At 70.2% G+C, this 26,731-nt stretch carries 22 protein-coding genes; 12 read left to right on the plus strand and 10 right to left on the minus strand.

Going from position 1 to position 26,731, the window contains the following annotated elements; genetic code table 11:
* Positions 1 to 79 precede the first annotated feature (79 nt).
* Positions 80 to 1,663, minus strand: a complete 1,584-nt coding sequence (locus CcI49_RS24360) for a DUF4082 domain-containing protein (RefSeq protein WP_158230805.1) — start codon at positions 1,661 to 1,663, stop codon at positions 80 to 82.
* 213 nt (positions 1,664 to 1,876) lie between these two features.
* Here CcI49_RS24360 and CcI49_RS42185 point away from each other — a divergent pair, with 213 nt between their 5' ends.
* Positions 1,877 to 2,359 carry a hypothetical protein gene (locus CcI49_RS42185; protein WP_158230806.1) on the plus strand — a complete coding sequence of 161 codons (483 nt, stop codon included), beginning with the start codon at positions 1,877 to 1,879 and terminating at the stop codon, positions 2,357 to 2,359.
* A gap of 32 nt (positions 2,360 to 2,391) precedes the next feature.
* On the opposite strand, the gene CcI49_RS24370 is transcribed toward CcI49_RS42185, so the two are convergent.
* Positions 2,392 to 3,396, minus strand: a complete 1,005-nt coding sequence (locus CcI49_RS24370) for a glycosyltransferase (RefSeq protein WP_158230807.1) — start codon at positions 3,394 to 3,396, stop codon at positions 2,392 to 2,394.
* Positions 3,397 to 3,887: 491 nt separating this feature from the next.
* Between CcI49_RS24370 and CcI49_RS24375 the strand changes: the two genes are divergently transcribed.
* The 4 genes from CcI49_RS24375 to CcI49_RS24390 all read left to right on the plus strand — a co-directional run bounded on the left by CcI49_RS24375 (position 3,888) and on the right by CcI49_RS24390 (position 7,519).
* Entirely contained in the window at positions 3,888 to 4,475 is a 588-nt protein-coding gene (locus CcI49_RS24375; protein ID WP_006544151.1) for a hypothetical protein, read from the plus strand.
* Positions 4,476 to 4,644: 169 nt separating this feature from the next.
* Entirely contained in the window at positions 4,645 to 5,538 is an 894-nt protein-coding gene (locus CcI49_RS24380) for a hypothetical protein (RefSeq protein WP_076829587.1), read from the plus strand.
* On the plus strand, positions 5,535 to 6,983 hold the full coding sequence (locus CcI49_RS24385; RefSeq protein ID WP_083749683.1) for an O-antigen ligase family protein: 1,449 nt from the start codon (positions 5,535 to 5,537) through the stop codon (positions 6,981 to 6,983). Before CcI49_RS24380 ends, CcI49_RS24385 begins: the two co-directional genes overlap by 4 nt.
* Positions 6,980 to 7,519 (plus strand): acyltransferase, encoded by a 540-nt coding sequence (locus CcI49_RS24390; protein WP_116437489.1) that lies wholly within the window; start codon positions 6,980 to 6,982, stop codon positions 7,517 to 7,519. The genes CcI49_RS24385 and CcI49_RS24390 overlap by 4 nt, the downstream gene beginning before the upstream one ends.
* 102 nt (positions 7,520 to 7,621) lie before the next feature.
* Here CcI49_RS24390 and CcI49_RS24395 read toward each other — a convergent pair whose 3' ends face one another.
* Genes CcI49_RS24395 through CcI49_RS24410 form a run of 4 tightly spaced genes read right to left on the minus strand, consistent with a single transcriptional unit; the run spans position 7,622 to position 14,195 of the window.
* Positions 7,622 to 8,977: an acyltransferase gene (locus tag CcI49_RS24395; protein WP_054565292.1), complete on the minus strand. Its 1,356-nt coding sequence runs from the start codon at positions 8,975 to 8,977 to the stop codon at positions 7,622 to 7,624.
* A 37-nt stretch (positions 8,978 to 9,014) separates the two neighbouring features.
* Positions 9,015 to 9,890, minus strand: a complete 876-nt coding sequence (locus tag CcI49_RS24400; RefSeq protein WP_054565293.1) for a glycosyltransferase — start codon at positions 9,888 to 9,890, stop codon at positions 9,015 to 9,017.
* A complete protein-coding gene (asnB, locus tag CcI49_RS24405) occupies positions 9,883 to 11,775 on the minus strand; it encodes an asparagine synthase (glutamine-hydrolyzing) (protein ID WP_076829593.1) in 1,893 nt (630 codons plus the stop codon). Before asnB ends, CcI49_RS24400 begins: the two co-directional genes overlap by 8 nt.
* A complete protein-coding gene (locus CcI49_RS24410) occupies positions 11,775 to 14,195 on the minus strand; it encodes a glycosyltransferase (RefSeq protein WP_054565295.1) in 2,421 nt (806 codons plus the stop codon). Before CcI49_RS24410 ends, asnB begins: the two co-directional genes overlap by 1 nt.
* Positions 14,196 to 14,625: 430 nt before the next feature.
* Here CcI49_RS24410 and CcI49_RS24415 point away from each other — a divergent pair, with 430 nt between their 5' ends.
* The 4 genes from CcI49_RS24415 to CcI49_RS24430 are packed head-to-tail and all read left to right on the plus strand — an operon-like array spanning position 14,626 to position 18,323.
* Positions 14,626 to 15,945 carry a glycosyltransferase family 4 protein gene (locus tag CcI49_RS24415; protein ID WP_076829596.1) on the plus strand — a complete coding sequence of 440 codons (1,320 nt, stop codon included), beginning with the start codon at positions 14,626 to 14,628 and terminating at the stop codon, positions 15,943 to 15,945.
* Positions 15,942 to 16,661, plus strand: a complete 720-nt coding sequence (locus CcI49_RS24420) for a class I SAM-dependent methyltransferase (protein ID WP_198955619.1) — start codon at positions 15,942 to 15,944, stop codon at positions 16,659 to 16,661. Before CcI49_RS24415 ends, CcI49_RS24420 begins: the two co-directional genes overlap by 4 nt.
* Complete coding sequence (locus CcI49_RS39860) at positions 16,658 to 17,629, plus strand: glycine betaine ABC transporter substrate-binding protein (RefSeq protein ID WP_158230808.1); 972 nt, start codon at positions 16,658 to 16,660, stop codon at positions 17,627 to 17,629. The genes CcI49_RS24420 and CcI49_RS39860 overlap by 4 nt, the downstream gene beginning before the upstream one ends.
* 7 nt (positions 17,630 to 17,636) lie before the next feature.
* Complete coding sequence (locus tag CcI49_RS24430) at positions 17,637 to 18,323, plus strand: acetyltransferase (RefSeq protein WP_054571368.1); 687 nt, start codon at positions 17,637 to 17,639, stop codon at positions 18,321 to 18,323.
* On the opposite strand, the gene rfbA is transcribed toward CcI49_RS24430, so the two are convergent.
* The 3 genes from rfbA to rsmI form a co-directional block, all read right to left on the minus strand.
* Positions 18,320 to 19,183 carry a glucose-1-phosphate thymidylyltransferase RfbA gene (rfbA, locus tag CcI49_RS24435; protein WP_054571369.1) on the minus strand — a complete coding sequence of 288 codons (864 nt, stop codon included), beginning with the start codon at positions 19,181 to 19,183 and terminating at the stop codon, positions 18,320 to 18,322. The two genes, CcI49_RS24430 and rfbA, sit on opposite strands and share 4 nt — an antisense overlap.
* Positions 19,184 to 19,256: 73 nt before the next feature.
* On the minus strand, positions 19,257 to 19,832 hold the full coding sequence (locus CcI49_RS24440; protein WP_054571370.1) for a dTDP-4-dehydrorhamnose 3,5-epimerase family protein: 576 nt from the start codon (positions 19,830 to 19,832) through the stop codon (positions 19,257 to 19,259).
* Positions 19,833 to 20,135: 303 nt separating this feature from the next.
* On the minus strand, positions 20,136 to 21,092 hold the full coding sequence (rsmI, locus tag CcI49_RS24445; protein WP_054571371.1) for a 16S rRNA (cytidine(1402)-2'-O)-methyltransferase: 957 nt from the start codon (positions 21,090 to 21,092) through the stop codon (positions 20,136 to 20,138).
* A gap of 39 nt (positions 21,093 to 21,131) precedes the next feature.
* Between rsmI and CcI49_RS24450 the strand changes: the two genes are divergently transcribed.
* Both CcI49_RS24450 and CcI49_RS24455 read left to right on the plus strand, forming a co-directional pair.
* A complete protein-coding gene (locus tag CcI49_RS24450; protein WP_076829602.1) occupies positions 21,132 to 22,769 on the plus strand; it encodes a phospholipid carrier-dependent glycosyltransferase in 1,638 nt (545 codons plus the stop codon).
* 450 nt (positions 22,770 to 23,219) lie between these two features.
* On the plus strand, positions 23,220 to 23,417 hold the full coding sequence (locus CcI49_RS24455; protein ID WP_006541195.1) for a hypothetical protein: 198 nt from the start codon (positions 23,220 to 23,222) through the stop codon (positions 23,415 to 23,417).
* On the opposite strand, the gene CcI49_RS24460 is transcribed toward CcI49_RS24455, so the two are convergent.
* Positions 23,375 to 24,325, minus strand: a complete 951-nt coding sequence (locus tag CcI49_RS24460) for a hypothetical protein (protein ID WP_076829605.1) — start codon at positions 24,323 to 24,325, stop codon at positions 23,375 to 23,377. The genes CcI49_RS24455 and CcI49_RS24460 overlap by 43 nt on opposite strands.
* Before the next feature lie 352 nt (positions 24,326 to 24,677).
* Here CcI49_RS24460 and CcI49_RS24465 point away from each other — a divergent pair, with 352 nt between their 5' ends.
* A complete protein-coding gene (locus tag CcI49_RS24465) occupies positions 24,678 to 26,492 on the plus strand; it encodes a glycoside hydrolase family 15 protein (protein ID WP_076829608.1) in 1,815 nt (604 codons plus the stop codon).
* Positions 26,493 to 26,731: the final 239 nt, after the last annotated feature.

Raw genomic sequence — 26,731 nt, forward strand, 5'->3', positions numbered from 1 at the left:
GGTGGGTGGCTCGAGCGCCACCCACCTCGCGATACCAGCCAGCCCGCCGCCACCGCATCAGTCGGTGACGGCGCAGTACTCAGGGAGTGACCGTCGCTCCCGTGTCAACCCAGACGTTGCCCGAGGCCTGGTTCCCGTTGACGGACTCGAAGCCCGCGATCGTTCCGTAGGTTCCACAGGTCGGGTGGTACCGCCGACCGAACGTGTTGTCGAGGATGCGGACGTTGCTGGCGAGCGGGAACGCCTTCTGCGCCCCGGAGCCCCCGTACACGCAGTAGGCCCCCTGGGTGTTGAAGAGGTTGTACCGGATCAGCACGTTCTGAATGGGCGCGAAGTCTCCGAACAGGCCGACCGAACCCGAGCACATGTCATTGCCGTCCGGAACCGCGCACTCGATGTTGTTGCCGACGAGCGTGAGGTTCGAACCGCCGTTCGAGAGGAACCCGTCCATGTGGGACGAGTGGTTGGAGTACAGGTCGTGCACCCAGCTGTTCTCGACGACCGTGTTTCCGTCCGAATAGATACCCGCCCGGAAACCGTGGATGTCCGCGCGCCGGATGGTCATGTTCGAGTTGCCGACGCCGGTCCGGTCACAGGCCAGCCCGTCGCCGCTGACCTCGACGTCCTCGACCAGGGTCGGGCCGACCCTGTCCTCCACGTAGCCGGCGTCGATCGCGCCGCGGTCACCACAGCCGTGCACCCGGACATTCCGAATGGTCACGTTCTTGGCCCGCACGGTGATGGTGCCGGTGATGTCCAGCCCACTGATCACGGTGTTGTCCTTGGTGACCGTGATGGATCCGGACGGGGTCAGCGCCACCCCCGGCTTGACCCCGGTGCTGTCCGGGCCAGGCCAGGCGCTGGGCGGCGCGGAGACACCGGAGGTCTGCGGCGTGGCCTGCGGGACCGTCGCACCACCGCCCGCCGGCGCGGGCGCCTGACCGGTGGGTGTCGCCGACGCGGTGGTGGTCGCCCCCGGCGTGGCGCTGGCGGACGGGCCGGCGGACCCGGCCGGTGACGCGGGCGCGGTCGCGTTCGGGCCCGGCGAGGGCGGCACGGTGACCGGGGCTCCCGCCCCCGAGGTAACCGGCTGGAACTCGACGTCCACGTAGTAGTTGCTGTCGCGCCAGGTCTCGTCGGGGAAGGCCGCGGCGCGGTAGGTGTACACCCCGGCGAGCGCGATGAGCGGCCCGACCTTGCGGACCTTTCCGGCGCCGAAGTAGTCGACCTGATCGACATAGCCGCCGGAGTCGACCTGGTAGGCGGCGACGTAGGTCTGCCCGGCCTGAACGGCGACCGGACGCTCGAACGCCCCGCGGCGCCAGCCGGCCTGGTCGCTGTTGGGAATCGTCAGCGTGCTGAGCTGCCGCCCGTCACCGGACCAGAGCGCACCCGTGTTCGGGCCGCCGCCCGCGGTCGGGCGGTAGACCCGCAGCGCGGAGATCCGCCCGGACACCTCTGGGCGGAACCGCAGCCCGAGCACCACCTGGCGGGTGTCGGGGCTGGTCTCGACCGTCAGCGCCCCACGCCCGTTCCACAGGCTGACCGGCCCGGACGACCCCCTGCCCGACCGGCCGGCCTCCGCCACGGTCAGGTTGTCCGACGCCGTCCGCAGCCCTACCACCAGGCCGACGAGACCGCCCGCCAGGGCCACGACCAGCATGATCGACAGGCGGCGGCTCGGCCTGCGGGCCGGGCGCGGCGCAGCGGCACCCCGCTGCCTTCGTCGGCGCCCGCCTCTGCCTGGTGGCCGCGCGCCGCCCTGCCGGCCGGAGGCGGTCGATGCGAGGGCTGCGACTTCAAGGTCGGCAGGATCGAAGTCGGCAGGATCGGGACCAGCCAGGTCAGCGCCCGCGAGGTCATGCTCCGCCAGGTCATGGTCCGCCAGGTCATAGCCATCCGGATCGAAACCGGCCGCCGCATAGTCGGCCAGCTCATAGCCATCCTGATCGAAACCGACCAAGCCAGCGCCCGCCAGATCATGATCCGCAAGCTCGTGACCGGCCGTACCGAAACCCGTCGGATCGAAACCCGTCAGATCAGCACCTGCCAGCTCATGACCAGCCGTACCGAAAGCGGCCATCTCAGCGCCCGCCAGATCGGCGCCTGCCAGGTCATGACCAGCCGTACCGAAACCCGCCACACCGGCGCCCGTCAGGTCATGACCAGCCGTACCGAAACCCGCCACACCGGCGCCCGTCAGGTCATGACCAGCCGTACCGAAACCCGCCACACCGGCGCCCGTCAGATCATGACCAGCCGGATTGAATCCGGCCAGGTCAGCGCCGGTCGCGGTGCCGTCCGGCACCGGTGTGCCGGTGACCGGACCGGCCTCCGCCCGGTCGGCCATCTCTGCTGAAACGTGAAATTCGCTCCACGTATTACTCGCGGTCATTGCGTGCCTCCCGGTCGGTCCCCCCCGGAGATGGACACGGAACCGTCAGGTCGTGTGACCCGGATCGCTGCGGCGAAATCAGCGGCCCGACGAGCCCAACTGTGGCTTTCCGCGAACGCGCGACGAGCGGCGGCCGCCTGGCCGGACCGCTCGCGTTGCAGCTCGGCGGCTACAGCTGCCTCGAACTCTGGCGGAGTGGTAGCAGTGACTATCAACGATGAATCCAACCAACGGGTAGCCGGCAGATCCGTCGACACAGCCGCCCGCCCCGCTGCGAGGTACTCGAGGGTCTTCAGTGGAAAACTACCACGGTTGAAGGCGGTGTCGGCATAGGGCACGAGGCCGACGTCGATGGCCTTCAGATAGCTCGGGAGCGACTCGGCGGGCTTCCGCCCCACCGATACGACGTTCTTGCGGCCGAGCAGCGCCCGCATCCGATCCGGCTCGAACGTTGGATCGATCGGGCCGACCAGAAGCAGCGAATGACCGGCCTCGGCAACCGCTTCCAGCAGACCGAGATCTATTCGCGCATTGATATGCCCGACCAGACCGGCAACCGGGCCGGGAAGGTCCACGTCTTCCGGATCCGCCGCGGTCTCCACGCCGGCGAACGCCTCGGGATCGCAACCATACGGAATGAGGATCGGGCTCGCACCCAATGCGGTCAGTTTGTCATGAACGACGGGACTCGCGGTAATAACCACATCCGCCTTCGCCGCCACCCGCACCTCGGCGACCTGCACCCGCACCGGGTCGAGCCCGAGCAGCGCCGCACCGCCGGCGTAGTCGTCCTGTGCCCAGTAGACGCGCAGCCGTTCCCGGGCTGCCCCGAAGGCCGGGAGCAGCACGTCCGCCTCCACCAGCGCCGCGACGGGTACACCGAGGTCACGAACGGCGCGTCTGATCTGGCGGCGGACGATCTCCGAGTTCGCCGTGGCGACGCCGCGCCGGCGCAGCCCGGGCAGCACCACCGGCGCCAGCTGTGCCAGGTTGTCCGCCACCATGCGTACCCTGGGCGCGGCAGGCGCGGCGATGTCCGCCCGGCGCCTCGGCGTCGCCGGTGAGATCGGCGGGTCCACATACAGAACAGGTACGTGGCGGGCCAACTGCTCCGCGAGTGAGCGGTCGTGTAGTTTGACGCCATCCCAGCGGTTGGTCGCACACACGGTGACGCATTGACGCCACTGAGCAGCCCCTGCCAGGTCGGGCGCACGCACAGCGCGGCTCATCGGTCCCCCCTCCGATTGCGCATCCACGCCAATGAATGCGTGGCCGATGGTAACCGACCGGTATCCCGTCAGGGAGCACCGGCTGTGCGCCCTCCCGAGTACCTGCCCTATGGTGGTAGCCGAACAGATGACGCCGGCCCGTCACCTTCACGGACTGGATCTCCGCAGCARGGGGCGAGATCCACTCTGCCATGCGAAGCTCACGGGAACGGATACTTCCGCCTGACGCCGCCGGACCGGCGAGGGCGCCTTGGGGGGACGGAATGGGGCGGGCCCGGGTTGCGCTGGCCGCCGTGCTGGCGGTGGGGGCGGTGCTGGGTGCCGTCACGTTATTCATGCGTCCGGCACCCCAGTCGGCGAGCGTGGCCGTCGTGCTCCGTGTGGACAAGGGCCGCGACGACGCGCTGAACGCCCAGTTCGCGGGCGAGCTGCTGATCTATTACGCCCGTTCGGAGCTCTCCCGGCCCGGGGCGCTCGGCCCCGAGCAGGTCACCGACTTTCAGCTTGCCTTCTCCCGCAACAGCACCGAGCCGTTCGCGGACATCGTCGGCCGCAGCACGATCATCAACATTGTCTCCGCGGACAGCGACGGCGCGGTGGCCCGTGACACGGTCAACGCGGTCGTCAGCCAGCTGTCGAAGCGGCTCGAGATCTGGCAGGACGGAATTCCCGACGCCAAGCGCATCGTTCTGGTGCCGCTGCCGCGAGCCGGCAAGGATTCCAGTGGCCCGGCAGGCCCGGCGTCCTATGCCGGCGGCAGTCGCCCGCGGGCAGCCCTGGGAGTTCTCCTCGTCGCCGTTCTCGTCACCGCGGCCGTGGGCACCAGCCTCCGGCGAGCGCGGCCGCGATGAGCGCTCCCCCGCGGCAAGCCCCAGCTCAAACCACATCTTTGCCGTTGCTGCGACCATGGGAACGGCAAAGGTTGCACTCGAGGCCGTCGGTGACGGCGCCTACCCGTCCACAGCTTCCGCCGCGTTCAGGAAGTCAGGTCTTCCGGATCGGCACCGGGGGGAACACGTAATGCAACTGAACGGACCGCTCACGATTCTGCTCCGGCGGTGGCGACTCACCGCCGCTGGAGTTGCTCTGACCGTGGTCGCCGCGATCGGCGCCTTCGTGATGACCCCCGTCAGCTATCAGGGATCGTCCCAGGTCTTCCTTCTGCCGTCGGCCGTCTCCGCGGAGACCGGCAAGGTTGACAATCCGTATCTGGGATTCGGGCAGTCGTTGCGCATTACGGCGGAGGTGATCAGCCGCCTGACCAGCACCGCCGAAGCCGTTGACGAAGCCGTGAAGCACGGGGCCACAGCGGGGTACATGATCGGTATTCCCACCGACGCCGCCGGCCCGGTACTCAACGTGCAGGCCGAGGGACCCGACCGGGCCGCGGTCGTGACCACCGTCAACTATGTCGTCACCAAGCTCGGCGAGGTGCTGGACCAGGAGCAGGAGAAGGGCGGCGCGCCCCGGTCGTCGTGGTTCGTCCTGAACAAGATCACCGAGGAGCCGGTGGTCACGGTCGCCAAGAAGGCCCGCTACACGCAGGCGGCGATGGCTTTCGCGGTCTGCTGCCTGCTCACCTTCCTGGGCGTCCTGCTGTTCGACCGGTTCCGCTCGCCGCGGCCTGCCGGTGACGCCGATGCCCCGATGTCACCCACCGGGCCGTCCGCGCCGACCGACAGTGACGGCTACGGGGAGATCGGGCGCCCCCGGCGCCCGGCCGCGGGGCCGCAGGAGCACCGCGAGCGCCAGCGATACGACGAGCCGAGCACCTTCGACGGGGCACCGCAGGGTCGCTCGGACCACGACACCGAACGCACCTACCGCATTCCGCTGCGGCGTCCCATGTCACTGGACGACGACCCGCAGTCGGGCTACGACCGCCGACCGCTTGGCAGCGACCGAAAGTCATGATCAGCGGAACGTCGCGGTCCGCTACCAGCCCCCCGGCCACCACATCTCGCGCCAGCGGCCCCGGCGCGGCCCTGGCTCCGGCCCCGTCCACCCCTTTGGCCGCGCCCCCGACGTCGGCGTCGGCAGCGGCGTCGGCCCCGGCCTGGCTCCGGTCGACCTCGCACCTGGACACGGTCAGCCTGCTCACGCTCTTCCTGTTCCTGCTGCTGGGCCTGTCCGCGCAGCTGGTGATCGGTTCGCTCGGTTCGGCCGCGACACCGGCCAACCTGATCGGTCTCGCCGGCCTGCTGTGCTGGCTCGGCGGGCGGCTGCATCCGGCTCTGGGCCTGGACCAGGCGGCGAACCCGGTGCGCGTCGCCGCGTTGATGTTCATGGTCGTGGTCCTGCTCAGTTACACCGCGTCCAATGGCCGGGTCACGTCCGCGGTCGAGATCCGCGCGGCCGACCGGGGCCTCATCGCGACCCTGTGCTGGCTGGGGATCATGCTGATCGCCTGCGACGGGGTGAGCAGCCTCGATCGGATGGAGACCCTGCTGCGGCGCCTGGCCATCGGCGGCGGGCTGCTCGGCCTGCTGGGGCTGGTGCAGTTCTACACCGGGTTCAATCCGCTCGCCGCGGTCAAGCCGCCCGGCCTGCAGCCGATCGCGGCGTTCGACGAGCTGAGCACCCGGTCGGACTTCGTCCGGATCAAGGCGACCGCGAGCCATCCGATCGAGGCCGGCGTCGTGTTCGCCGCGATCCTGCCGTTCGCCCTCCACTTCGCCCTGCAGCCCGCTGCCACCCGCCTGCGTGGTCGGCTCCGCTGGGTGGGCGTGGTCATGCTCCTGGTCGCGCTGCCGATGACCCTGTCCCGCGGCGGCCTGCTCGCCGCCACGGTCACCTTCATCGTCCTGTTCACCGGCTGGCCGTCCCGGATCCGCGTGCGGGCGCTGATCATCACGCCGGTCTTCCTGGTGATCATGCGACTGGCCGTGCCCGGCCTGCTCGGCACCGTGCGAAGCATGTTCGCCGGCATCTCCGAGGATCCGAGCACCTCGGGCCGGACCAGTGACTACGCGACGGTCGGCCACTACTTCGACCAGTCCCCGCTGTTCGGCCGAGGATTCCGCACGTTCCTGCCGAACATCTACCGCACCCTGGACAACCAGTACCTGGGCAGCCTGGTGGAGATCGGCGCGGTCGGCATGGTCGTACTCATACTGCTGTTCGCAATCCCGCTGACCTGCGCGGTGATCGCCCTGCGACGCGCCCCCGACCAGCGGACGAAGGACCTCATCCGGGCGCTGGCCGCCAGCGTGTTCGCGGTGATGCTCAGCTACGCCACCTTCGACGCACTGAGCTTCTCACTGATCGCCAGCCTGACCTTTCTTCTGCTCGGTTGCTGCGGCGCCGCCTGGCGCCTTACCCGGCAGCCGGCCCACCGCGAGAGGAACAACGCCCGATGACCGCACCGGGACCGGCCGCCCGAGCCCGCCAGATGGCCAGGGACATGGTCCGCGACRTCGTCCTGAACGGCGCGCTCGCCGCCCCGGTGACCCCGCGCCCGCTGCGCGCGCAGCTGCTGCACCGCACCGGCATGCGGGTGACCGGAGCCGCGATCTCCCCCGGCTGCTGGTTCGGCGGCCGGAACGTCTCGATCGGGCCCCGGACGTACGTCAACCGCGGCTGTTTCTTCGACTCGTTCGCGGACATCACGGTCGGTGCCGACTGCCATCTCGGCATGCAGGTGCTCCTGTGCACCAGCACCCACGAACCCGGTACCGGACGGTCACGCGCGGGGGCGCTGGCCGGGCGCCCGATCGTGATCGGCGACGGCTGCTGGCTCGGCGCCCGTGTGACGATCATGCCAGGCGTCACGGTGGGAGACGGGTGCGTCATCGCCGCGGGCGCCGTCGTGACCGCGGACTGCGAGGCTGACGGGCTCTACGCCGGCATTCCGGCCCGCCGGGTCCGTGATCTGCCGCCGCGCGCCACGAGCTGACCTGACAGGCCACAAGCTGACCTGGCTGGACGAACGACGAGCTGACCGGACGAACGACGGCCCCCAGCCGGCAGACAGTACGCCCCCCGGCCGGCAGACAGTTCAGGCGACCCGGGGCGGAACGGGCTGCCCGCCGCCGGCCCGGCCGCGCAGCGCACGAACATCAGCCCAGGAGCGGGCGCGCAGGAACGGCGCCTCGAACAGCTTGAAGAACCCATAGGACACGACCAGGACCGTCGGAATCGTCAGGGCCATGATGATGGCCAGCGCCGCCATTCCTGAGGCCAGGTCCTGCACCAGGTGGAACCAGAGGGTTTCCAGGATCAGCACGTGGATCAGGTAGATGGAGAAGGCGAACATGCCGAGGGTGGTGAGCAGGCGGGCCGCCAGCACCCCACGCAGCCGGGATGTCGGCGCGGCGGCAAGGCCACGGAAAGCCACAGCCGTGACGACGCCCACGAGGACGTCGACCCAGAAGTAGTTGTTCACGATGTCCTCGGAGCCGATGACCGCGAAGCCCGCCACGCAGGCGGCGATCAGCAGGCCGGCGAGCCCGAGCAGAGGAACCCGGCGTCCCGCGATCCGCGGTGCCCGCGAGGAGTCGGCCGCGAGCACGCCGAGCGCGAAGCAGGCCAGCATCTGCGGGCTGAGCTGCCCGTACTTCGTGGCGAGCATCGGGGTGTGCGAAAGGGCGACCTTCAGGCCACACACGACGAGGACGGTGACGACCGCCATGGCCACCGGGCCCAGCCGCCGGCGGAGCAGCAACAGCAGCGGAAACAGGAAATAGATCCAGACCTCGACCGCGATCGACCAGAACGTGCCGTTCGGCCGCTCGGTGTCCACCACGATCTGCAGCATCGAGAAGTGCACGAAGAACGCGCGGATTCCGGCGCCGGTGCCGCTGACGCTGTGGGTGACCCAGATCGCGACCGGCACGGAGATCGCCAGCGCGGTCCAGTAGGGCGGCAGGATCCGCCAGGCCCGGCGCCGGGCGAAGGTGCGCCAGCCACCCTTGAGCCGGTGGCCGTTCGCCGCTGGCGCGAGGGCGAGCGAGTAGCCCGAAAGCACGATGAAGACCACCACTGCCAGGTGGCCGTAGAGCAGCCATCCGACATACCACGGGCCGTTGTTTCGCGGGAATCCCGGAAAGACAATCAGCCAGCAGTGATGGAGAACCACGAACATCGCCGCCAGTCCGCGCACTCCGTCCAGCCACGCGGTGGCTCCATGTACCTTCTCGGGTGCCTTTCCAGCGGCCGGACGGGCCTGATCCGCATCCGCACCCGCGCCGGTGGCGCGGGCGAACCTCGGAATCGTCATCGTCCGTTCGGCGGCCTCCGAGCCCGGGAGGGCTCGTCTGGGCACCCACACCGTGGCCTGATCGACGGAAGCGGGGCCGGCCCCGGGATCGGGCACTGCGGCGGGTGACTCGAAGCCTTCCCGATGGGTCGTCATCGCGCCACTACCGTCCCCCCGCTGCCATCACCTGTGATCATGCCCGGCTGCTGTTGTCCCGCAGCCAGACAGGGGTGCCGCCGCGGCGGGCCCGCGCCTGGCCCCACAGACGCCCGCCCAGCGTGATGGCGACGAAGGCGGCGACCGCCGGTGCCTGGGCCGGCTCCCGCCGGAGGATCCCGGCGACCGCCCGGGCGCTGGCGGTGCTCTCCTCCCGAGCCCGCGAACCGGACTGCTCCGCGTTGCCCATGGAAGCCCGGGCACGGCGGCGTAGCAGGTCGGCGACCTTACGCGGAGGATGGACCATCGACCGTGCCGAGCGCACGACCGTGCGTTCGGACGGCCCGAAAGCACGGTGCAGGTAGAGATCGTCGTTGACGACGTCGGGCAGCGCGGCGATGCGCTGGTGGCCGCGTTCGCTCACCGCGACCACCCCGCGGCCGATCAGCCCGTTCGACACCACCGGCAGCTGCGACCACACCGAGTAGTAGGCACGCACCAGCCAGGGCGAGCCAGCGAGGTCCAGAACCCGTTCCGGCCCCGCCGCGAGGTAGCCACCGCCGTCGACGGCCTCGGCCAGCGCCAGCAGCCCGGCCCGGTCGATCTCCACATCCGCGTCCACGTAGATCCGCGGGAAGACGTCCGTGGCGGCGTTCCCCATCCGCAGGGCATTGATCTTCGACGGAACGTCGGTGGACAGCACACGTACGCCCGGCCCGAACGAGGAGGCGACCTCGGCGGTGCGGTCCCTGCACCCGTTGCAGACCACCACCACGTCGAAAACCGCGCCCGTGTCGTCCGGGCCGGCGCTGACGATCCTCGACAGGAGCCGGCCGATCACCCGCTCCTCGTTGTGGGCTGGTACCACCACACTCGCCGACACCCGTCCGGTGCCCGTCTGTGGCTCACTCATGCCCCGCCCCCGGCGCTGCCGATCCAGTCCGATCCGATCCGATCCGATCCGGTCGGCGGAAGAAGACCTCATGCCAGACCTCGAGACACAGCAAGGTCCAGATCCTGATCTCTTCGTTGCGCCGACCCTGTTGATGCGTGGCGAGCAACTGCCGCACGGGTGCCGTGCCGAGAAGGCCGCCGACGAAGGACCCGTTGCTGGTCAGCATGTCCGCGGCGAGGTCGGAGAGATCGCCGCGGAACCAGTCGGCCAACGGCACCCGGAAGCCGACCTTGGGCCGGTCCACGATCAGCGTCGGCAGGTAGCGGCGCGCCACCTCCTTGAGCACCCACTTGCCGCGGCCGTCCCGCACCTTCACCGACGAGGGGAGCCGGAACGCGAGCTCCACGAGTTCGTGGTCCAACAGCGGCGGCCGCATCTCGACCGAGGCGGCCATCGTCATCCGGTCACCGCGCTCGAGCAGGTTGTCGGGCAGCCAGCCGAGCAGGTCCGCCTCGAGCATGCCCCGCAGCGGATCGTTGCGGGTCGCCGGTAACAGCCGGCCCGGCTCCCCACGGGCGATGCCGAGCAGCCGGTTGCGCTCCCGTTCGGTGAACGGCGCGAACCAGCCGTCGCGACGGGCCCGCTCGTCCCTCTCCCCCAACGCCCGCAGCGCGATGCGCAGCCGGTTGGCGCCCGCCGGAAGGGATCGCTGGACCCCGTCGAACAGCGGCCCGCGCAGGCCGGCGGGAACGATCCCGATCCGGGAGGTCAGCGTGGCCAGCCGGTACTTCGGATAGCCGCCGAACAGCTCGTCCGCGCCCTCGCCGGACAGCACCACCCGCACGTGCTCCCTGGCGAGCTGGGCGAGCCGGTGGACGGCGATGTCCGCCGGCTCCGACACCGGGGCGTCCCGGTGCCAGGTCAGGGTCGACCACAGGTCGGCGAAGTCACTCGGCTTCACCACGATCTCGTGATGGCGGGTGGCGAACTGGTCGCTGACCAGGCGGGCCATCGGCCGCTCGTCGTGCTGGCCGGGCCCGAAGCCCACGGAGAAGGTGTGGACCGGCTCGTCGGTCCGCTGGCTCATCAGCGCCGTCACCAGGCTGGAGTCGACACCGCCGGACAGGTAGGCACCCACCGGGGTGTCCGCGACAGTCGCCCGTTCCACGGCCCGCCGCAGGGCGGCGTCGACCAGGTCGACCGCCTGCCGGGGGTCCACGGGCAGTTCCTCCGTGGCCAGCGGCGGCGACCAGTAACGCCTGATCGTGGAACGGCCATCCCGGGCCACGCTGAGCGCGTGGCCGGGCAGCAGCTTGCGGACCCCCTCGAACAGGGTCGCCGGCGCCGGGACGGACCGGCCCGCCAGGTAGTCGGCGACCGAGGCGTGGTCCACGGCTGGCGGCTTCGGCAGCGCAGGCAGGATCGCCTTGATCTCCGAGGCGAACACCAGCTGCGAGCCGTCCAGGTAGTAGTAGAGCGGCAGCACGCCCACCCGGTCCCGGACGAGGGTCAGGCCACCGCTGTCCGCGTCATGGACGGCGAACGCGAACTGGCCGACGAGGCGGCTCAGCCCGTCGATGCCCTTCTCCGCGAACACGGCGAGCGCGACCTCGGTGTCGCCACCGGTCTGGAACGGATAGGACATCTGCTCGCGCAGCTGCCGGTAGTTGAAGATCTCGCCGTTGAAGCAGATGTGGTGCCGGCCGCCGGCCGAGGCCATCGGCTGCGCGCTGCCGCCGAGATCGATGATCGACAGGCGGCGGTGCCCGAATCCCACCGGCCCCTGCGCCCAGAAGCCCTCGGCGTCGGGTCCACGATGGGCCAGTAACCCGGTCATCGTCGACAACATCGCCGGATCAACCGGCTGGCCGTCGAAACGGGCGATACCCGCGATGCCGCACATCAGCCGGCCCGGTGCGGGTTACCGCCGGCGATCGCCCGCCGGCCCGGCCGGCCGGCCGGGCCGGGCGCCGAGGTCTCGCTGGCAATCCTGTCGATGAGCTCGAGCAGTTCCTCGGCGCGGGCGTCCCAGGAGTCGCGCTCGACATGGCGGCGCCGGCCGGCCGGGTCGCCGGGCCCGCCGTCGGCGATGGAGTCCCGGATGAGCTGGACGAATTCCTCCGGACTCCCCGCCACCCGCACCACATCGCGGTCACTGGCGATCTGCGGGTAGTCCGTGGTCACGACGGGCAGCCCCAGAGCCAGATATTCCTTCAGCTTGATGGGGTTGCAGAACCGGATCCACTCGTTGCGCAGCCACGGCATGATCGCCACGTCGAACGCGGCACCGTAGGCTGGGATCTGCTCGTAGGGGCGGAATCCGAGCCAGTGCACGTTCGAGTAGGCCTCGAACCGGCGCATCGAACAGGTCGCGTCACCGATGAGGACCAGGCTCGCGGTCGGGATCTGGGCCGCGACCTGTTCGAGCAGGTCGAAATCGACCGTGTAGTCGTCGAGCCCACCGAAGAAACCGATCCGCGGCCCCGGGATGCGGGCGATGTCGGCCGGGGCTGGACCGGCCGTTGCCGCGTTGAAGTGGGCCAGGTCGACGCCGTGCCCGAGAAAGTGCGCCCGGTCCGCCACCGCCGCGCCGTCCCGGCTCATGAGCTCGTGACTGACGTAGAGAACCCGATCGCTGTGCCGCAGCAGCTCGTCCTCCAGCGCGGCCACCACCGCACCGTTGCTCTCGGTGAATTCGGAGTGCTTGTCGGACCGGTTGTAAAGGAGGCCCGACCGCGCGAGCGGGCGAACAGTGTCCCACGCCGTGGGCATCGTCACGAAATAGGCGGGCGCACGCAGCCCCAGGCGCTTCGCCACCCGGGCCACCTGAAAACGCACCAGCCAGGCGTTCACCACCCGCCCCGCGCGGCTGCCGTACAGGGGCAGGAGAACCGGCGAGAGGACATGGAGGTCCGGAAGGTCCGCACGCGGTGTTCTGACCCCGCGCGAAATGCTCTTCGCCTTCCGCGCTATCCGCCGCAGCGGCTGGGTGCTACGACCCGGCAACGGCATGCGCACAGCCAGGCTGTTGACGAAGAGCACCGGCCGCTGTGCGGCTATCCGGGTCATGAGCTGGAAATCCGAGTGGGCCCGGTTGTGATACCACCAGTCCTGGCCGGAGAAGCACACGATCGGCGGAGCGCCGGCGACGTCAGCGGGCAGCGCGTGCCCCGCCGGCACGGCCCGGGTCCGCGTGCCGGCGCCCCCGGGAGAGCCGGCGGAACGGACCGGGAGCGGAATCACGGCCGGGATCCGGTTCGCGAGCCGCGGCCCTCGGGCACCAGCTCGCCCGCCGCCATCACCGCCACTGCCACCACGACCACCACGACCGCCGCGGCTGCCGGTGGCCACCGCCCCCGGCTGCCTGCCGCCCGCGCGTTCCACCAGCCGCGGCTGGCTCGCCGTCAGCAGCCCTTTCACCGCCGCCTTGCTGATGGCCCGGCCGGACGCGGCCCGAAGAAGCTCGCCCGTGAGAACCCCCGCGGTGAACGCGGCACTCGCCGCGAGGCCGTGCCGGGACCTGAACAGCCGCAGCCGGTTGGCTGTGAGCAATGTCCACAGCGCGGGCGAGGTGCCCGACTCCCCGCCGAGATGCACGCCCACCGCGGCCGGCGCGAGACGCAGCCGGAAACCGGCCTCCCGGACCCGCAGCAGGAAATCGGTCTCCTCGGAGTAAAGGAAGTACGCCTCGTCCCAGTCCCCTACGGCTTCCAGGCATTGCCGCGAGACCAGCAGCGCGGCACCGGTGGCCCAGTCCGCCTCGCTCGGCGCCTCATAGGCACCCGGCGCGACAACCACCTCACCCAGCGCCGGCCACCGGCCGGCCCGGCCACCGAACAACGCCTCGCCCCAGGCCCGGCCGACGGAGGGCTCCCTGCGCAAGGAGAACGCGAGCGTGCCGTCGGCCCCGAGCAGCCTGGGCGCGACGACGCCCGTACCGGGTCGCTCCAGCAGCTCCAGCATCGCGGGAACGGCCCCTGGACGGAGCCTGATGTCGGGATTCAGGACGAGCACCGCGGAGGCCGGCGAGGAGGCCGCCCGGATCCCCCGGTTGATCGCCGCCGCATAGCCGACGTTCCCCCCGGTGGAGACGATCCTGATGCCATCGCCGGCGGCCCGGGCAACCTCAAGCGTCGCGTCGCTGGATGCGTTGTCGACGACGAGGGTCTCGACCGGGACCCGACCGCACGCCGCCGGCAGGGCCGCCAGGCATTCAGCCAGGACCGGCGCGCTGTTGAAGGTAACGATGACCACCGAGACGAGCGGCAGGTCGGACGCGGCCGCTCCACCCTCGGCGGACGGACTTACCTCGCAAACATCCATGGCCATCCCCCCATAGCCGAACGCTGCCAGTCGCGAGCAGCGAGCAGCGCCCGGGTCATAGTACGGGTATGGCCGCCCTTGCCCCCAAGGGGGCCGTCCGCTATCGTCATCCGCCGGATGCCCTGAAGTGGGTGATCCGGCAGGCTGGCCAGATCACGTACCAGCCCAGATCACGTACCAGCTAGGCTCACGTACGGCTCGGCATCATGTACCGACTAGACCAGGTAGGTCAGTAGACCAGGTAGCTGCTGGACCATACTAGCTACCAGACAACTACTACTGCCTGCGATAACCGGTGACTTGTCGCAGTCGGTCAGTTCATGTAGAGGCATCTACACGGTTGCAGTTCAACACACCACCCGAACCTTAGACACACGAATGTTCAGCAGCCGAGTTCCACGGTGCCGCCGCGTTGGGGGGAGCAGTGGCTTTGGGAACGTTAGCACGTAAACATGTCCTGATAATCGTCCAGAATCTTCCGGTTCCGCTGGACCGCAGGGTCTGGCTGGAATGCCAGGCGCTGGTGAGGTCCGGGTACCAGGTTTCCGTCATCTGCCCCAAGGGCCCCGGGGATCCGTCCCGCGAACTCCTCGACGGTGTGTGGCTCTACAAGTACCGCCCGCCGGCGCAGGCGAACGGCTTCGCCAGCTACATCAACGAGTTCGTCTACTGCTGGCTGCGGACGGCGCTGCTGTTCACGCGGATCTTCCTCACCCGCCCGTTCTCCGTGGTGCAGGCCTGCAACCCGCCGGACACCTATGCCCCGCTGGGGCTGATCGCCAGGCTTTTCGGGGTCCGGTTCGTCTACGACCAGCACGACCTCTGCCCGGAGATCTACCTGGCCCGCTTCGAGAAGCCGTCCAAGAAAATCTTCAAGGCGCTGCTCGGCCTGGAGCGCGCGACCTACCGGGTCGCGGACCATGTGATCTCCACAAACGAGTCCTATCGCGCGATCGCGATGCGGCGCGGCCACCGCACCCTCGAGAACACCACCGTGGTGCGCAGTGGTCCCGACACGACCAGGATGAAGCCCGGGCCGGCGCAGCCCGAGCTCCGCCTCGGTCGGGAGCACCTCGTCTGTTATCTGGGCATCATGGGCCCCCAGGACGGCGTGGACATCGTTCTGCGGGCGATGGACGTCATCGTTCACAAATTCGGCCGCAAGGACGTGAGTGCCGCCCTGCTCGGCTTCGGCGACTGCCTGGAGGAGCTGCGCAGGTTGTGCACCGAGCTCGATCTCGACGACTACGTCACGTTCACCGGCAGGGCTGACGCGAACATGATTCGGGACTATCTGTCCACCGCCGCGGTCGGTCTCAGCCCTGATCCATACAACGAGCTGAACGACATTTCCACGATGAACAAGACCATGGAATACATGGCGCACCAGCTCCCGGTCGTGACCTTTGACCTCGCGGAGACCCGGGTCTCCGCGGCGGACTCCGCCGTGTACGTCGAACCGGGTGACATCACCGCGTTCGCCACCGCCGTCTGTGAGCTCCTCGACGACGCGGACCGGCGCAGCGAGCTGGGCGAACGCGGCCGCCGCCGGGCAGTCGAAGTGCTGGACTGGGCCGCCCAGGCCAGGGCCTACGTCAGCGTGTACGACCGGCTGCACGGCATCACCCGCTCCGACGGGACGTCCGCCGTGCCGGCGCCATCCGTGCGGGTTCCCACCCCGGCCCGCGTGTCGAAGGGCTCCGAGGTCGAGGCGGCCGGAAGCTCCGCCGGGCAGGCGCTGCGCCCATGAGCATGGCGAGGAACGTCCGCCGACTCATGGTGGAGTCGCCGAACTCGCTCGGCGCGCGCAGCCGCGGCCGCCGCTGGGAGCGAGTGCGTGAGTTCTTCCCGAGCATCGATGACATGCGGGTCATCGATCTCGGTGGGACCGTCGACTTCTGGCTGCGGCTCGACCGCCGGCCGGCGCACGTCGTGGTGATCAACCTCGACAAGCCCGCCGAGCCCGCGCCACCCGACATCACGGTGATCGTCGGCGACGCGTGCAACCCACCGCCCGAAGCCCTCGTCGGGGACTTCGACCTGGTCTTCTCGAACTCGGTGATCGAGCACGTGGGCGGGCATGCCAACCGGCTCGCCTTCGCGGACGTGGCCCGGCGGGTCGCGCCGATGCACTGGGTGCAGACACCGAACCGCTACTTCCCGCTCGAGCCGCACTGGCTCTTCCCGGGCTTCCAGTTCCTGCCCGTGGCGGCGCGGGCCTCCGTCGCGCAGCACTGGCCGCTCGCGCACACGAAGTCGCGGACCAGGCAGGAGGCGCTGAGCGCGACCATGTCGACCGAGCTGATCGGCCGGACCGAGCTGAAGGCGTACTTCCCCGACTCCGACATCGTCGAGGAGCGGACGGGGCCGCTCACGAAATCGATCATCGCAGTCCGCCCGGAGGTTCCCGGAACCGGCAGCGCCACGCGCACGACGGCAGACCCTGGTGGAGGCCCGGCGCGGTGAGACTGCCGGAAGGACGAGCTCGGCGTGGTGCGGCCATCGGCGCCGTGCTCTGCGTCGTGCTCGTGGGTGTCCTGATCGGCGCGCGTCTCGCGGGCGTCGGAACGGGCGATGACAACGAGGGCGCCTCGAGCCGACCACAGCTGGTGGTCGGCTCGACCGGCGCGCTCGACGACGCGCTGGTCGCCGACCTGTACGCGCGGGAGCTCAACGACCACGGGCACAACGCGGTCGTCCGCACCTTCGAGAGCCGTGACCAGCTGATGTGGGCTCTGGAGGAGGGGACCGTCGACCTCGCGCCGACCTATCTCGACGAGCTGCGCGACGGCCTCGCCGAACAGGCCGGCAGCGGGGTGCAGACGACCCCCGCCCTCGGCTCGAACGTCGCCGAGGTCACCGGCCTGATGCAGGCCCTGACCCAGCGGAAGCTGATCGCCTACCCCACCGCCCCCGGCGGGCGTACGCCGGCGTTCGCGGTAACCGCGGCGACCGCCGAGCAGGCCCACCTGAGCACCCTGTCGGACCTGGCCGCACCGGGCGTGGCGAGCGGACTGACCCTCGGCGCGCCGGCAGCCTGCCAGGCCTGGGCGGGATGCCTGCCGGCGCTGCGGGACTCCTACGGCGTCGGCTTCGGGCAGGCGAAGGAGCTTGACGACGGTGGGCCCGGCACGATCCGCGCCCTGCTCGACGGAACCGTGCAGGTGGCACTCGTCTACGGCTCGGATCCCGCGGTCGCCGCGAACAAGCTGGTCCTGCTGCAGGACGACCGGCACCTGCTCCCCGCCAACAACCTGCTGCCGCTGGTGCGCATGGACGTCGCCAACCTCGAGCTCCAGGGCCTGCTGTACCAGGTCACCCAGACCGTCACCACCGCGAACCTGCTGGAGCTTCAGCAGCAGGTGAACGCGGCACCCGACGGTCGCGCCCGCGCCATCGAGAGCTATCTCGACAAACACGTCCAGACTGGTTGATCGCCAGATGACCAGCGGCAGGGAACCAGTCATTCTGGTCGCGGCCTCCGGGCTGGCCAGGGAGACCGCCGAGGCCGTCCACGCGGCGGGCGGCTACGAGCTCGCCGGGTTCGTCGACGACAATCCGCAGCGGTGGGGCACCGAGGTCGATGGGCTGCCGGTCCTCGGCGGCCTGGAGGCCATCTCGGCACGGCCGTCGGCCCGGATAGTGCTCTGCCCCGGGCCCGGGTGGGCTCGCCGGCGGCTGGCGCACCGGCTCGCCGCGGCGGGCGTCCCCGAGGAGCGCTACGCGACGATCATCCATCCGACGGCGGCCGTGGCGAGATCCTCGGAGATCAGCCCCGGATGTGTCCTGCTCGCCGGGGTCGTGCTGACGGCGTCCGTGCGGCTGGGCCGACACGTGGTGATCATGCCGAACACCGTTCTCACCCACGACGACGTCGTCGACGACTACGCCACGCTGTGCGCGTCGGTCTCGCTGGCCGGGTCGGCGCGAGTGGGATCAGGCGCCTATGTCGGGGCCGGGGCGCTGGTGCGGGAGGGCGTCGCCATCGGGGCCTGGTCGACGCTGGGCATGGGCGCCGTCGCCCTGCGGGATGTTCCGGATGGCGAGGTCTGGGTCGGGAATCCGGCCCGCTTCCTGCGGCGGGCGGCGCTCCCGGGCGACCAGCCCTCGGCGACCAGCCCCTCCTAGCCCTCCAGCAGGCCCTGCAGATAGACGCCGTAGCCGCTCTTCGCCAGCGGCGCCGTCAGCGCCCGCAGCTCCTCGTCGGTGATGAATCCCTCACGCCAGGCGACCTCCTCGACACAGCCGATCTTCAGGCCCTGCCGTTCCTCGATGACCTGGACGAACTGGGCGGCCTGCATCAGGGAGTTGAACGTGCCGGTGTCGAGCCAGGCGGTACCCCGGTCGAGCAGGTGCACGTTGAGCTTGCCGCGGCGCAGGTACTCCTGGTTGACCGCGGTGATCTCCAGCTCGCCCCGCTCGCTCGGCTTCGTCTCCTCGGCGATCTCCAACACCGAGTTGTCATAGAAATAGAGACCGGTGACGGCGTACCTGGACTTCGGTGCCACCGGCTTCTCCTCGATGGAGATCGCACGCCGCCGGCCATCGAACTCGACGACGCCATAACGCTCTGGATCCGAGACGTGATAGGCGAAGACCACGCCGCCGTCCGGATCGGTGTAGCGCTTCAGCTGGTCACCGAGGCCGACCCCGTAGAAGATGTTGTCGCCGAGAACGAGGGCGACCTTGTCGCGGCCCACGAAATCCGCGCCGATAATGAAGGCCTCGGCCAGGCCTCTCGGCTCGTCCTGGATCGCGTACTCGAACTGGCAGCCGATCCTCGACCCGTCGCCGAGCAGCCGCTGGAACTGAGCCTGGTCCTGCGGAGTGGTTATGACCAGGATCTCACGGATCCCCGCGGCCATCAGCGTCGAGAGCGGATAGTAGATCATGGGTTTGTCGTACACCGGCATGAGCTGCTTGCTGACCGCGTGGGTGATGGGATACAGCCGGGATCCGGTGCCGCCCGCGAGAATTATTCCCTTCATACCAGCTGCCGCCCGCCTTTCGGCGCCGATCCCCACTGATCGGCGCGAGGTCCTCCGCGCATTACCCGCACCTTCACGCCGACGCCTCGAACGGACGCGCGTCCGCCAGCGGCACGTGCCCGCGGTCCCGCTCCGAGATCACGGCCTTGTCCAGCGGGATCGGCCAGTGCACGCCGACCTCCGGATCCGCCAGGTTGACAAACACGTACTCGTCGTACTGATCGGCACTCCAGTGGCGGTTCACACTGTAAAGGTAGTAGGTGTCGTCCACCAGTGTCTGGAACGAGTTGGCCACCCCCCGCGGCAGGAAGACCGCACGGCCGTTATCGATCTCCACCGTGACGACCCGCCCGAAGTTCTCGCCCCGCCGCAGGTCGAGAAAGGCGCAGAAGACCTGGCCGGCGACCACCGAGATATATTTGTCCCACGGCTCGGCGTGAAAGCCTCGGGTAACCCCGGCCTGCCGGTTGTACGAGACGCTGGTCTGGACCACCTCGAAGGATTCCGGCAGCCCGGCGGCGACGAGTTTGGCCCGATGGAACTTCTCCTGAAACCAGCCACGCTCGTCACCGATGCTCGTGATATCGAAGACGAGCAGCCCCGGAATCTCCGTCTCCCGGGCAGTGAACTCGGTTGTTGCCACGGCCATGCGAAACTCCCCCTCGCGTCGTCGGTCGCACCACGAGAGCAGCCTGCCTGGCCGAGACTCTCCGGGTGCGAACCGTCCCCCTGACGCTTGCCTGGCGAATCATAAACCGGCTCGCCAGCCGGATGCCGGCGGGACGACGCACCGGTGGGACCATCGGTTCTTCCGGGACCGCTCCTTTGTTCGGACGTACCTGATGGGACCGAGCCTGGTGGGACGGACCTCGGTGCCCACCGCTCCAGTGTCCCGTGCGGGGCCGCTGCCGCCGGGTGTTTCGCCCTGGCGCGTCTGGCCACCGGTTACCGCTCAGCTCTCGACAGCCGCCTCGGCCTCGGCCTCGGCATCGGAGTCACGCGTCGCGATGACCGCGTCGTAGACCTGGCGGGGTGTGACGCCGTTCTCGGCGGCGACGGCCTTGCGCGCCTCCTTCGGCGCCATGCCACCGGCGATGAGACGCGCGACGGCGGCGGCCAGGGCCGCAGGCCCCACCGCACCCCCGCCCGCGCCTTCCTCCACCGCACCCGCACCCGCGACCCCGGCCGCTCCGCCGGCGCCACGTCCACCGCCACCGCCGCCTGCACCGGCACCTGCGATCACCAGAGTGAACTCACCGCGGATCACCCGACCGTCGGTCGCCCACTCCACCAGGCCGGCCAGATCGGTCCGGACGATCTCCTCCCAGGTCTTGGTCAGCTCCCGGCACAGCGCCGCACGCCGGCCACCACCGAGGACGTCCGCGAGGTCGCGCAGCGCCGCCAGCAGGCGGTGCGGGGACTCCAGGAAGACCATCGTCCGGGGTTCCGCGGCCAGTCCACGCAGCCGGGCACGGCGCTCACCGGCCTTGCGGGGCAGGAATCCCTCGAACGTCCACCGGTCCGAGGGCAGCCCGCTGACCGCCAGCGCCGCCGTCACCGCGGACGGGCCGGCGACGACCGTGACCGCGACCCCGGCCCGCGCCGCCGCGGCCACCAGGCGGTACCCGGGGTCCGAGACACCCGGCATGCCCGCGTCGGTGATCAGCGCGACGGTGCGGCCGGCGAGCAGCTGCTCGGTGAGCATCTCGGCGCGTGCGCCCTCGACCGCGTCATAGCAGGAGACCACCCGCCCCCCGATGGTGATCCCGAGCGTGTGCGCGAGGCGGCGCAGCCGCCGTGTGTCCTCGGCGGCGACGATGTCCGCGCTCGCGAGCACCTCGCCGAGGCGTGGACTGGCATCCCGAGGGTCGCCGATCGGGGCACCGCACAGCACCAGGGTCCCGGACACCCGACCAGTCTGCCAGGACCCAGGACCTAGGCTGATCGCGTGACGGCGACGACGGCGCAGCTTCCCCGACCCGAGACCGGGCCGTCCGGGTCGCCCGGCCCGGGGGGACCGGCCGGGCGCGCGCGGGTCACACCCGATGGCTCCGCGACGCCCGGTGTCACCGCGCGCGAGCGGCTGTACCGACCGATGCCGACCGACCGGTTCGTCGGCTGGCTCGCGCCGGTGCTGCTCGCGGTGGCCGCCGGCGTCCTGCGCTTCTGGCGCCTCACCGAGCCCCGCGGGATGTACTTCGACGAGATCTACTACGTCAAGGACGCCTGGGGTCTGATGACCGCCGGCTACGAGATCGACTCGAACACCTGCAACGGGCCCGCGTACGTCGTCCATCCACCGTTCGGCAAGTGGCTGATGGCCGCGTCGCAGTGGCTGTTCGGCTACGTCGACTGCGGCGGCGCCGCGCACGGCAGCCCCGAGCTGGGCTGGCGCTTCTCGTCCGCGCTCGCCGGGACGCTGGCCGTCCTGGTGCTCGCCCGCACCGCCCGCCGGATGTTCCGCTCGACGGTGCTCGGGTGCTTCGCGGGGCTGCTGCTGGCGCTGGACGGGCTCGAGTTCGTCCAGAGCCGGATCGGCATCCTCGACATCTTCCTGATGACGGGCATCGTCGTGGCCCTGGCGTGTCTGGTGCTCGATCGCGACCACGGCCGCCGGCGGCTGGCCGACCGGCTCGACCGGGTGGCGGCCGGCGCGGCCGRCACGGGCTCGGCGGCCGATGCCCGGTACGGGCCCAGACTCGGCCTGCGCCCCTGGCGAGTGGCCATGGGGGTGGCGCTCGGGGCCTCGCTCGGGGTCAAGTGGAGTGCCCTCTACACCGTGATCGGTTTCGCCGCGCTCGCCCTGGCGTGGGACATCGGTGCCCGACGCACGGCCGGGGTGCGCTCACCCGTTCTGGGCGCGCTGCGCCGCGACCTGCCCGGCTGGCTGGTGGGCTTCGTCATCCTGCCGATAGTGACCTTCCTGGCAACCTGGACGGGCTGGTTCGTCACCGACGGCGGCTGGAACCGCCACGAGCACGGTGACGGCTTCGTCAACGCCTGGTGGAGCTGGTGGGACTACCAGCGGGACGTGCTCAGGTTCCACGAGGGGCTCTCGGACAGCCACCCGTTCCGCTCGACGCCGATGAGCTGGCTCGTGCTCGGCCGCCCGATCGCCTACTTCTACAGCTCCCCCGCGTTCGGGGCCGAGGGCTGCACGGCGCCCGGCGGCTGCTCACGTGAGGTCATCGCCCTGGGGAACCCGGCGATCTGGTGGGGCGGCACCGCGGCCCTGGTCGGCTCGCTGGCGCTGTGGGTGCGCCGCCGCGACTGGCGGGCGGCGCTGGTGCTCGTCGGCTTCGGTTCGGCGTTCCTGCCCTGGCTGCTGCTCCCCAGCCGGACGATGTTCTTCTTCTACGCGCTGCCGAGCCTTCCGTTCCTGGTGCTGGGGCTCACCGCGATGGCAGGCATGGCCCTTGGGCCGCGGGACGCCACCGAGGCCAGGCGGCTCGGCGGCGCGCTCTCGGTCGGCGTGTACACGGTCATCGTGGTCCTGTTGTTCGCCTACTTCTACCCGATCCTGGCGGCAGAGGTGATTCCTTATTCATCCTGGCGAATGCGTATGTGGTTCCCGGGGTGGATCTGACCCGGTTTCGGCAGCGTTGCGTTCCAGGCCCGGCACGCAGCGCCCCGGACACCCCCGCACGGGCGGCGCCACCCGGCCGCATTACGCGCCAGATCGACCGGAACAGACCACAGCCGTGTCCCAAGTCACCTTTACCGAAAACTCGCCGCCGTGCTGACAACGCCCCGAAGTGGGAGCATCACCCAGAGATGACACCGGCTGAATCGGGTCGACACGGGGGAGACGCTTTCAACCATGGGAAGTCACCGAAAGTCCATGCCGTCCGCGACTAGCAGCATCGCCTCACCCGAGAAAGAGGGGGGTCACGAACGAGCCGACAACCCGATCAGGGATCGTGGATCGGTCACCACGTCCCTTGGCCGCAAGGACGGGGATGCCCAGACGGGTCCCCGCGGCACGATCGGCCACCGGCCACGGGTGTCCGGGGGACCCGAACTGGGAGGAAAGACCATGGCGGATGTGTCGGTACGCTTCGCAATGACCGATGACAGCGAGATCGTCCTGAACCTCTCGCTCACCCAGGCGATCCGGCTCACCGAAGCCATCGCGTCGAAGGTCAGCCAGGCCATGACCGAGCAGCCGCGCGCGGGCATGAACGGCAACGCCTACGGCCCGGGAGTGCGCCCGGGGCCGTACTCGACGTCCTGATTTCTCCTGGCGCCGTCGGGGCGCCCGAAAACCGCGTCCGGTCGCAGCTCCGGGCGACGCTCCGGCACACCCGGCACACCTGGCCCGCCCGCCGACGCCACGACGACGGCGTCGGAGCCTGGCGGGCCCGGCATGGTGTGCCGGGCCGCTGACCCGACCGTGAAGTCGGAGCCGACGACCGCGATCCCGTTTCCGGCCAGCGGTGCGCCGGCCGGTCGGCCGGGGCGGGCCGGTACGGGCGGGCTCTGGATCGGCGAACTCTGATTCGGCCTCACCTGGCCTGGCTGTACCTGGCCGGGCTGGGTCTGGCCGGGCTGCGCCGACGGCCCGGGCTGCGCCGACGCCGATGCCTTCGTGTGGTCGGGCCCGGTGAGCTCCGCGATCAGCGCGTTGAGCAGCTGGAGATCCCGGCGGCGCAGCTCGGCCAGCGAGGCCGCGTCGGAGTGGCCTGGCGTGAGAGCGGCCCGCACCCTGCTGAGCGCGCTGCGCAGCGCCCCCAGTGCCTCGGGGGCGAGCAGCCCCTCCCGCAGCACCAGCACCACCTGCCCGCCGTGATCGACGACGTCGCAGGGCTGGCTCATCTGCATCGTGACGACACGCAGGCCCATCGGCGCCTCCTGGTCATAGACCAGGCAGAGCTTGTCCTCCGCCAGCACCTCCGCGGATCCGTCGTCCCACAGCACGGTCGCGCGGGCACACGGCGACGTGGCCACCGGCATGGCGTCGACACGAACGCCGTCCTGGGCCGCCGGCGCCTCCTGCCGCTGCACCGGATGAACCGACAGCACGGTCCCACGCCGGGACCACACTCCACCGCCAAGGTCATCCACCGGGAAGACCCGGTCGCCGCGAGCGAACATGACAAGGCCGGCTCGACCGTCCTCGATGGTCGGCCACTGCTTGGTCATGCGGCGATCGTAGGGCGCGCGCTCCGGGCCTGGATACCCGAGACCCCGGGCAACACCGCCACGCCGGCGTGACACCACATCGCACCAAGATCGACCAAGGGCGACTTCACTGTCAGAACAGGTATTTCAGGTGATTCCGCGCAGTTGCGCGACCCGGCCGCGGGCCGGCACCGCCGACAACCCCATCGGGTAGTCGGCGGCACCTTCGGCGCCCCCATCCGTCCCGGCATGCGGGGTGGTTCGGCCGCCCGGGCGAGGTACCTTCGGCTGACCCCGCCGATGTGGACCGAGGACCTCCCGCACCCGCCCGCCGCTCCGGCCACGCCCGGACCTCCCACGCGCGGAGAACTGCATGCCCGGATCCGACCATCCACCGAGCAGCTACCCATCGAACGGTTACCCGCCGATCGAGGAACACGCGGTCATCGGCGACCTGCGCACCGTGGCCCTCGTCGCCACGGACGGCACGATCGACTGGTACTGCCCGCAGCGTTTCGACGGTGCCTCCGTCTTCGCGAGCCTGCTCGACGCCGACCGCGGCGGATCCTTCCGCATCCACTGCTCCCGGTCCAAGGCCAAGCAGCTCTACCTGCCCGACTCCAACATCCTGATGACCCGCTTCCTCACCCCCCATTCGGTGGGCGAGGTGGTGGACTTCATGGTCCCGGTCGACAACGACCTCACCGAGACGCCTCACGTGATCGTCCGGCAGGCACGCGCCGTGCGCGGCACCGCCGGGTTCAACCTGCGCTGCGACCCCCGTTTCGACTATGGACGGGCGTCGCACACGGTGACCCTGGTGCCCGGGGCCGGGGCGGTCTTCGAGTCGGCCGCCGGCACCCTCGTCCTGCGTACGGCTCTGCCGCTGCGGGTGGAGGGCACCGCGGTCACCTGCGCGTTCGAGCTGGCCATGGGCGAGACGTCCGAAATCGTGCTGGAGTGGAACTCGCGGATCCGGCCGCTCGCGCCCGGCGAGGCGGACGAGATGTTCGCCCGGACGCTGTCGTACTGGCAGACCTGGCTGCGCAGGGGCCGCTACCAGGGCCGCTGGCGGGAGATGGTGCTGCGGTCCGCCCTGGTCCTGAAGCTGCTCGTGTACCGCCCGACCGGGGCACTCATCGCGGCCCCGACCACCTCCCTGCCGGAGGAGCTCGGCGGGGTGCGCAACTGGGACTACCGCTACACCTGGATCCGCGACGCCGCGTTCACGACCTACGCGCTGATGGCCCTCGGTTTCACCGACGAGGCCGCGGCCTTCATGGACTGGCTGGAACAACGCTGCAAGGAGGCACCTCCGGGCCGCGGGCTGCGCGTGCTCTACAGCGTCGACGGCAACGCCGACCTGGACGAGATCGTGCTGGACCACCTCGCGGGCTACCGCGGATCCAAGCCGGTCCGGATCGGGAACGGCGCCGCCGACCAGCTCCAGCTGGACATCTACGGCGAGCTGATGGACTCGGTCTACCTGTACAACAAGCGGGTCCCGATCTCCTTCCAGCTCTGGGAGGCGCTCGGGCGCCAGCTCGACTGGCTCGGCCGGCACTGGGAGCAGCCCGACGAGGGGATCTGGGAGACCCGTGGCGGGCGGCAACGGTTCACCTACTCCGCCGTCATGACCTGGGTGGCGTTCGAGCGGGCATGCCGGATCTCCCGGCAGCGCGGCCTGCCCGGCCCCACCAACGACTGGAAGGAGCACGCCGGCCGGGCCTACCGCTTCGTCCAGAACGAGGCCTGGGACCCGCGCAACGGCGCCTACATGGAGTTCCCAGGCTCACCACGGCTGGACGCCTCGCTGCTGTGCATGCCGCTGGTGAAGTTCTCCGGCCCCACCGACCCCCGGTTCCTCTCGACGCTGGACCGGGTCGGCACCGAGCTCGTCAGCGACAGCCTGGTCCGGCGCTACGCCGCGGACGGCAGCGACGGCATCACCGGTGACGAGGGCACGTTCAACCTGTGCTCGTTCTGGTACGTGGAGGCGCTGACCAGGGCCGGGCGCATCACCGAGGCCCGCATGGTCTTCGAGAAGATGCTCACCTACGCCAACCATGTGGGCCTCTACGCCGAGGAGATCGGCCCGTCCGGCGAGGCCCTGGGCAACTTCCCGCAGGCGTTCACCCACCTGGCGCTGATCAGCGCGGCGATCCATCTGGACCGCGCACTCCCCTAGCCGCCCACCACCGCGCCTGGCGGTTGCCACCGGACAAGATCATGGAATTTTGGTCGTCAGGACGACCAAAATCCCTTGATCTTCCGATTCTTCAGCGCCTCCAGCTCCCCATGGTCGCCGGGCGACATCGGATGGTGGCCAAATCCCGTCAATGCCCCCATGGTCCGTGGCCACGCCAGTAGTTGGCCGAGACCGGGCCTCGCGGGATGACCGCGCGGGCGGCGTGTGCGGGCGGCGCG

Origin of the sequence: Frankia sp. CcI49, from assembly GCF_001983215.1 — a bacterium.
GTDB classification, from domain to species: Bacteria; Actinomycetota; Actinomycetes; order Frankiales; family Frankiaceae; genus Parafrankia; species Parafrankia irregularis.

What these genes read in the sequence shown, in the direction of transcription:
- CcI49_RS24455 (WP_006541195.1), top strand. Translation starts at nt 23,220, where the DNA reads ATGGCGGATGTGTCGGTACGCTTCGCAATGACCGATGACAGCGAGATC.
- asnB (WP_076829593.1), bottom strand. Translation starts at nt 11,775, where the DNA reads ATGTGCGGCATCGCGGGTATCGCCCGTTTCGACGGCCAGCCGGTTGAT.
- CcI49_RS42185 (WP_158230806.1), top strand. Translation starts at nt 1,877, where the DNA reads ATGGTCCGCCAGGTCATAGCCATCCGGATCGAAACCGGCCGCCGCATA.
- CcI49_RS24400 (WP_054565293.1), bottom strand. Translation starts at nt 9,890, where the DNA reads ATGAGTGAGCCACAGACGGGCACCGGACGGGTGTCGGCGAGTGTGGTG.
- CcI49_RS24380 (WP_076829587.1), top strand. Translation starts at nt 4,645, where the DNA reads ATGCAACTGAACGGACCGCTCACGATTCTGCTCCGGCGGTGGCGACTC.
- CcI49_RS24440 (WP_054571370.1), bottom strand. Translation starts at nt 19,832, where the DNA reads ATGGCCGTGGCAACAACCGAGTTCACTGCCCGGGAGACGGAGATTCCG.
- CcI49_RS24395 (WP_054565292.1), bottom strand. Translation starts at nt 8,977, where the DNA reads ATGACGACCCATCGGGAAGGCTTCGAGTCACCCGCCGCAGTGCCCGAT.
- CcI49_RS24375 (WP_006544151.1), top strand. Translation starts at nt 3,888, where the DNA reads ATGGGGCGGGCCCGGGTTGCGCTGGCCGCCGTGCTGGCGGTGGGGGCG.
- CcI49_RS24360 (WP_158230805.1), bottom strand. Translation starts at nt 1,663, where the DNA reads ATGCTGGTCGTGGCCCTGGCGGGCGGTCTCGTCGGCCTGGTGGTAGGG.
- CcI49_RS24465 (WP_076829608.1), top strand. Translation starts at nt 24,678, where the DNA reads ATGCCCGGATCCGACCATCCACCGAGCAGCTACCCATCGAACGGTTAC.
- rfbA (WP_054571369.1), bottom strand. Translation starts at nt 19,183, where the DNA reads ATGAAGGGAATAATTCTCGCGGGCGGCACCGGATCCCGGCTGTATCCC.
- CcI49_RS24420 (WP_198955619.1), top strand. Translation starts at nt 15,942, where the DNA reads ATGAGCATGGCGAGGAACGTCCGCCGACTCATGGTGGAGTCGCCGAAC.
- CcI49_RS24410 (WP_054565295.1), bottom strand. Translation starts at nt 14,195, where the DNA reads ATGGATGTTTGCGAGGTAAGTCCGTCCGCCGAGGGTGGAGCGGCCGCG.
- CcI49_RS24430 (WP_054571368.1), top strand. Translation starts at nt 17,637, where the DNA reads ATGACCAGCGGCAGGGAACCAGTCATTCTGGTCGCGGCCTCCGGGCTG.
- CcI49_RS24385 (WP_083749683.1), top strand. Translation starts at nt 5,535, where the DNA reads ATGATCAGCGGAACGTCGCGGTCCGCTACCAGCCCCCCGGCCACCACA.
- CcI49_RS24460 (WP_076829605.1), bottom strand. Translation starts at nt 24,325, where the DNA reads ATGACCAAGCAGTGGCCGACCATCGAGGACGGTCGAGCCGGCCTTGTC.